The organism is Methylobacterium sp. WL103 (assembly GCF_008039885.1).
GTDB lineage: Bacteria > Pseudomonadota > Alphaproteobacteria > Rhizobiales > Beijerinckiaceae > Methylobacterium > Methylobacterium cerastii.
This window is the reverse complement of sequence record NZ_VRUX01000248.1, coordinates 1-5,950: the sequence shown is the minus strand read 5'-3', so window position 1 is coordinate 5,950 and position 5,950 is coordinate 1. Positions and strand designations below refer to the sequence as shown.

The window sequence follows — 5,950 nt, the reverse complement described above, 5'->3', positions numbered from 1 at the left end:
CCGCCGCATCCGTCGTGTCGCGCGTCGCCGTGCGGGCGGAGGCCCACGCGGTCGCATCCACGAAATCCATCGTCCCAACTGCCATGCCCGGCCTCCTCCACCGATAGGAGCAAACGGCAGGCCAGCGCCGGAAATTGTTCAAGGCACTGATAAGTTTGATTTTTCTGAGACCGATCGAGCAGTTCGCGCGGTGGGCGAGGGCGGTTGCTGCCGTGTGCCCGGCAGGACTTGCCGGCTCAAGGCGCCCGCGGAGCGGGCCGCGCCCTGGAAACGCCGGGCGACACACACTATAGACAGCCCTGGGCGGCGGGACCTTAAGAAGGCCCGCGCCGCCGTCAGAACCGGCGCCATGAATTCCCTCGACCTTGCCAAGCCTCCGCACGAGACGCGCGTCGTCGTCGCCATGTCCGGCGGCGTCGATTCCTCCGTCGTGGCCGGGCTGCTGAAGCGCCAGGGTTACGACGTCGTCGGCATCACCCTGCAGCTCTACGATCACGGCGCTGCGACGCATCGCAAGGGCGCCTGCTGCGCCGGCCAGGACATCCACGACGCCCGGCGCGTCGCCGAACGCATCGGCATCCCGCACTACGTCCTCGACTACGAGGACCGCTTCCGCGACGCGGTGATCGACCGGTTCGCCGAGAGCTACCTCGCCGGCGAGACGCCGATCCCCTGCGTCGAGTGCAACCGCTCGATCAAGTTCCGCGACCTGCTCGCCACCGCGCGCGACCTCGACGCCGACTGCCTTGCCACCGGCCATTACGTCGCGAGCCAGGCGCTGCCGGGGGAGGGCGGTCGTCGCGCGCTCTATCGCGCCCTCGATCCGGCGCGCGACCAGAGCTACTTCCTCTATGCCACCACGCAAAGTCAGCTCGACTTCCTGCGCTTCCCCCTCGGCGAGCTGCCGAAGGACGAGACCCGGCGGCTGGCGCGCGAGCTCGAGCTCGTCGTCTCCGAGAAGCCCGACAGCCAGGACATCTGCTTCGTGCCGCAGGGCCGCTACGCCGACGTGATCGCGCGGCTCCGCCCCGACGCCGCGCGCCCCGGCGAGATCGTCGATCTCGACGGCCACGCCCTCGGGCGTCACGAGGGCATCATCCACTACACCGTCGGGCAGCGGCGGGGCCTGCGCCTGGCCTCGCCCGAGCCGCTCTACGTGGTCCGGCTGGAGCCCGACACCGCCCGCGTTGTGGTGGGCCCGCGGGCGGCGCTGGCGACGCACCGCATCCGGCTGACGGAAGTGAACTGGCTCGGCGCTCCGGGTCCCGTCGCTGACATGGCCGTCGCGGTGCGGGTGCGCTCGACCCGCGAGCCCCGCCCCGCGCGGCTCGACTACGACCCCGCGACCGACACCGCCGAGGTCGTCCTGGCCGTCCCCGAGGATGGAGTCTCGCCGGGGCAGGCCTGCGCGATCTACGCCGACGAGTCCCCGCGTGCGCAGGTCCTTGGCGGCGGTACGATCCGGCGGGTGGCCGCCGCCTCGGCGGACGCCGCGAAAGCCGCCTGATACAAGAGCTGCCTGATAAGAGCCGCCCGATCCGCCGCGGCCCGAACCGATCATCCCCTCGAAAATCACGAGAGAACCTGAATGCTGAGCGAGCCGGAGGCCGGGCCGAGCACCGCCCTGATGCGCAAGGCCTATGCCCGCTGGGCGCCGGTCTACGACGTGGTCTACGACAAGCTCACCGAGCCGGCGGCCCGCGCAGCGGTGGCCGCCGCCGCCGAGAGCGGCCCGCGGATCCTCGAGGCCGGCGTCGGCACCGGCCTGTCGCTCGGCTACTACCCGCGCACCAGCTTCGTCTGCGGCGTGGACCTCTCCGAGGACATGCTGAAGCGGGCGCGCCGCAAGGTGCAGCGCCGCGGCCTTTCCCACGTGAAGGGCCTGCAGGTGATGGACGTGTGCCGCCTCGGCTACGCCGACGCCTCGTTCGACGCGGTGGTGGCGCAGTTCCTGATCACCCTCGTGCCCGACCCGGAAGCGGCTTTGTCCGAGTTCCTGCGGGTGGTCCGGCCCGGTGGCGGCATCGTGCTCGCCAACCATTTCGGGCAGACCGAGGGGCCGGTGGCCAAGGTCGAGGAGATCGTCGCGCCGCTCTGCACCAAGATCGGCTGGTCTTCGGACTTCAAGTCGACGCGGATCGAGGCCTGGGCGCGGCGCAACGGCGCCGAGTTCATCGGCGTCGCGCCGACCTTCCCGGGCGGGTTCTTCAAGATCCTGCGGATGCGAAAGCCCGCGTGATCGCGGACGGCGCGACGCCGCCCGGTCCTCCGCCCTCAGCCCGGCGCCGGCTGCTGCGCTGGTTGCCGCTCGCCCTGCTGGTGGCGCTCTCGATCGCGGTGCTGGTCTCGGGCGCGTCGCAGCTCCTGAGCCTAGACCGGCTGCTGGAGTCGCGGCAATGGCTGCGCGCCTTCGTCGAGGCCGACCATCCGCGCGCATTGGTGCTCGCCTACCTGGTCTACGTCGCCGCCGTCGTCGTCTCGGTGCCGGCGACGCTGATCCTGACGATGGTCTGCGGCTTCCTGTTCGGCATCGTCGCCGGCGCCCTCGTCGCGGTCTGCGCCGCCACCACCGGCGCCGCGATCGTGTTCTCGATCGGCCGCGGGCCGGCCTCGGACCTGCTGCGGCGGGTGGCCGGGCCGCGGCTCGGGACGCTGGCCGAGGGGTTCCGCGACGACGCCTTCGGCTACGTCGTGTTCCTTCGGCTGCTGCCGCTGTTCCCGTTCTGGATGACCAACCTCGCCCCGGCCGCCTTCGGCGTCGCGCTGCGCACCTTCGTGCTGGCGACCGCCTGCGGCCTGCTGCCGGGAGCCTTCGTCTACGCCGCCACCGGCGCCGGCATCGAGGACGTGGTCGCCGCGCATGCGGACGCGAAGGTGGCGTGCCTCTCGGCCGGCGGCACCGATTGCGAGAACGCCTTGAGCTTCCGCGCCCTGGTCACGCCGCGCATGGTGGTCGGCCTCGGCGGCCTCGGATTGTTCGCGCTGCTCTCGATCGTCCTGCGCCGGCGCTTCGTCCGGCGCGGCGCGCACTGACCGGGAGACCCGCGCCGACCCTCGCGTTTGCGTACTGAAAACGCGCGCCGACGCCGGTCCCACTGGCGATGCCCCCTCGACGCTTCGCAGGCGCGCGCGCTACGAGGCTTGTCGATGCCGCCGTCCCGGCCGGGATGCGGGCGGCGTCGGGACGTTCGCGAAGGGGCACGGGGTCGCCGCGCTTTCCGGGGCCGGGACAGCAGTGGTCGCACGCTCAGACACGCAACCGACCGAGTCGCCGACGATCGAGCCCGCGGCGCCGGCAGCGGCGCGGCCGCGATCGACGCGCTGGCTTCGGCACCTCGGCCTTTCCGGCCGGCTCTTCCTCGTCACCGTCGCCTTCGTCGCCACGATCGAGGTCCTGATCTTCGTGCCGGCGGTGGCGAACTACCGCCTGTCCTGGCTGTCCGACCGGATCAGCGCGGCGCAGGTCGCCGCCCTCGTCCTCGACGCCAGCGAGGGGCACCCGGTGCCCGACGAACTCGCCCGGCGCCTGCTCGCCGGCGTCGGCGCCCGCGCGATCGCGGTCCGCGACGGCGACACCCGCCAGCTCCTGTCGATCGACCCGGTGCCGGAGCGGGTCTCGGACACGGTCGACCTGCGCAAGCAGACGATCCTGTGCGCCATCCGCGGCGCCTGGCGGACGCTCACCGAACCGGTCGACGACCCGATCCGCGTCGTCGGCCAAGGCTGGGAGGGCTTCGACCTCGTCGAGATCCTCCTCGACGACGCGCCGCTGAAGCAGGCGGTGGTCGACTTCGCGATTCGGCTGGCGGTGTCCTCGCTCATCATCGCGACGGCGGCCGCCGGCCTCGTCTTCTTCGTGCTGCAGACCCTTATCGTGCGGCCGGTGCGGCGGCTGGCGCGCAACATCACCGCCTTCGCCGACGACCCGGAGGGCGCCGACCGGGTCATCGCGCCCACGAGCCGCAGCGACGAGATCGGGCTCGCCGAAACCGCGCTGGCGCGGATGCAGCGGACGCTGGCCGACCAGCTCCGCCAGAAGCGGCGGCTCGCCGAGCTCGGGCTCTCGGTCGCCAAGATCAACCACGAGCTGCGCAACCTGCTCACCGGGGCGCAGCTCCTCGGCGACCGCCTGGAGGACATCTCCGACCCGACGGTGCAGCGGGTCGCGCCGCGCCTCGTGGCGACCCTGGGCCGGGCGATCCGATTCTGCGAGGCGACGCTCGCCTACGGGCGGGCCGCCGAGCGCACGCCGCGGAGCCGCGAATTCGCGCTGGCTCCGGTGATGGCCGAACTCGCCGACCTTGCGGCGCTCTCCGCCCACGGCCGGGTGCGGGTCGTCACCGAGGTCGCCCCCGATCTGACCGTGTTCGCCGATTCGGAGCAGATCGCGCGGGCGGTGGGAAACCTGGTGCGCAACGCCGTCCAGGCCCACGACTTCACAGAGGCCGACATGGCCGCGCCCGAGGTGCGCATCGCGGCCGGACGCGAAAGCGCGGACGCGGTGACGATCCTGGTGAGCGACAACGGGCCGGGCCTGCCGGCGCGGGCCATGGAGCACCTGTTCGAGGCGTTCCAGGGCTCGATGCGCTCGGGCGGGACCGGGCTCGGCCTCGCCATCGCCTCCGAGCTGGTGCGCCTGAACGGCGGGACGCTGTCGCTCGATCCCGGAACGGAAGGTACCCGGTTCCGGATCGTCCTGCCCGACGCCGCCGCGGCCTAAGCCCTACTCGGCGGCTTCCATCATCGGCGCGGCGACCGTGATGCCGATGTCGCGCAGGAGCGCGGCGTCGGAATCGGTCTCGTTGTTGGCGGTGGTCAGCAGGCGCTCGCCGTAGAAGATCGAGTTGGCGCCGGCGAGGAAGCACAGGATCTGCGCCTCGCGGGTCAGCCCCTTGCGGCCGGCGCTGAGGCGCACCCGCGCCTTCGGCATCACGATCCGCGCCGTCGCGCACATGCGCACGAGGTCGAGCGGGTCGACCGGCGGGCGGTCCTCCAGCGGCGTCCCCTCGACGGCGACCAGCGCGTTGATCGGCACGCTCTCGGGATGCGGCGCGTGGTTGGCCAGCACCTGAAGCATCGCGGCCCGGTCGGTCACGCCCTCGCCCATCCCGACGATGCCGCCGCAGCACAGGCCGATGCCGGCCTCGCGGACGTTCTCCAAGGTCTGGAGGCGGTCGGCGTAGGTCCGGGTCGAGATGATGTCCTCGTAGAAGTCCGGGCCGGTGTCGAGGTTGTGGTTGTAGGAGGTGAGCCCCGCCTCGGCGAGGCGCCCGGCCTGCGACGGCGTCAGCATGCCCAGGGTCACGCAGGCCTCCATGCCCATGCCCCGCACGCCGCGGACCATGGCGAGCACCGCGTCGAATTCCGGCCCGTCCTTCGGCTGGCGCCAGGCCGCGCCCATGCAGAACCGGTGCGCCCCGGCGGCCTTCGCCTCGGCCGCCTCGCGCAGCACCGCGTCCACCGGCATCAGGCGCTCCTTGGCCATGCCAGTGCCCTTGTGGTGGGCCGATTGCGGGCAGTAGGCGCAATCCTCCGGGCAGCCCCCGGTCTTGATCGAGAGGAGCGAGGCCCGCTGGATGTCGGCCGGATCATTGTGGGCGCGATGCACGGAAGCCGCCCGGAACACGAGGTCGAGCAGCGGCAGGTCGTGGATCGCGCGGATCTCCTCGACCGTCCAATCGTGGCGGATGGCAGGGGCGGCGGGGGCGGAGGTCGTCAGCATCATGCGCCCATGAGGCGAATCCGCGGACGAAAATCAAGCCGTCAGGCTCGGGCGGAAGCCCCACGCAGGCGCGACAGGCCGTGCCAGGCCGGCGCGATCACGAAACTCGTCAGCGGAATCAGCAGGCCGCCGACGACGAGGCCGACCACGCCGGAGCCGGCGGCCGTGACAAGCCATTCGACGAAGCCCGACAGGGCGGGCGGCAGCGCGCCGGCGACGGCGCTGGAG

5 protein-coding genes and 1 pseudogene are annotated in these 5,950 nt (G+C 72.3%); 4 read left to right on the top strand and 2 right to left on the bottom strand.

The features are described from left to right. Window positions 1-349: 349 nt before the first annotated feature. From mnmA to FV222_RS15250, 4 genes are all read left to right on the top strand, one after another. Complete coding sequence (gene mnmA, locus FV222_RS15265; protein WP_147762249.1) at window positions 350-1,507, top strand: tRNA 2-thiouridine(34) synthase MnmA; 1,158 nt, start codon at window positions 350-352, stop codon at window positions 1,505-1,507. Between the two features lie 81 nt (window positions 1,508-1,588). Beyond that, window positions 1,589-2,239, top strand: coding sequence for a class I SAM-dependent methyltransferase (locus FV222_RS15260; protein WP_147762248.1), 651 nt, complete (start codon window positions 1,589-1,591; stop codon window positions 2,237-2,239). Continuing rightward, window positions 2,236-3,033: a VTT domain-containing protein gene (locus tag FV222_RS15255; protein WP_147814933.1), complete on the top strand. Its 798-nt coding sequence runs from the start codon at window positions 2,236-2,238 to the stop codon at window positions 3,031-3,033. Before FV222_RS15260 ends, FV222_RS15255 begins: the two co-directional genes overlap by 4 nt. A 244-nt stretch (window positions 3,034-3,277) precedes the next feature. Continuing rightward, window positions 3,278-4,720, top strand: a complete 1,443-nt coding sequence (locus FV222_RS15250; RefSeq protein ID WP_147814935.1) for a HAMP domain-containing sensor histidine kinase — start codon at window positions 3,278-3,280, stop codon at window positions 4,718-4,720. A gap of 3 nt (window positions 4,721-4,723) precedes the next feature. On the opposite strand, the gene bioB is transcribed toward FV222_RS15250, so the two are convergent. Together bioB and FV222_RS15240 are read right to left on the bottom strand one after the other, a co-directional pair. Beyond that, a complete protein-coding gene (gene bioB / locus FV222_RS15245) occupies window positions 4,724-5,725 on the bottom strand; it encodes a biotin synthase BioB (protein ID WP_147751832.1) in 1,002 nt (333 codons plus the stop codon). Window positions 5,726-5,763: 38 nt separating this feature from the next. Beyond that, window positions 5,764-5,950: pseudogene (locus tag FV222_RS15240) on the bottom strand (DUF808 domain-containing protein); the annotation flags it as partial.

Excerpts from the sequence above, each read along its gene's own strand:
- bioB (WP_147751832.1), bottom strand. The coding sequence starts at position 5,725 with ATGATGCTGACGACCTCCGCCCCCGCCGCCCCTGCCATCCGCCACGAT.
- mnmA (WP_147762249.1), top strand. The coding sequence starts at position 350 with ATGAATTCCCTCGACCTTGCCAAGCCTCCGCACGAGACGCGCGTCGTC.
- FV222_RS15260 (WP_147762248.1), top strand. The coding sequence starts at position 1,589 with ATGCTGAGCGAGCCGGAGGCCGGGCCGAGCACCGCCCTGATGCGCAAG.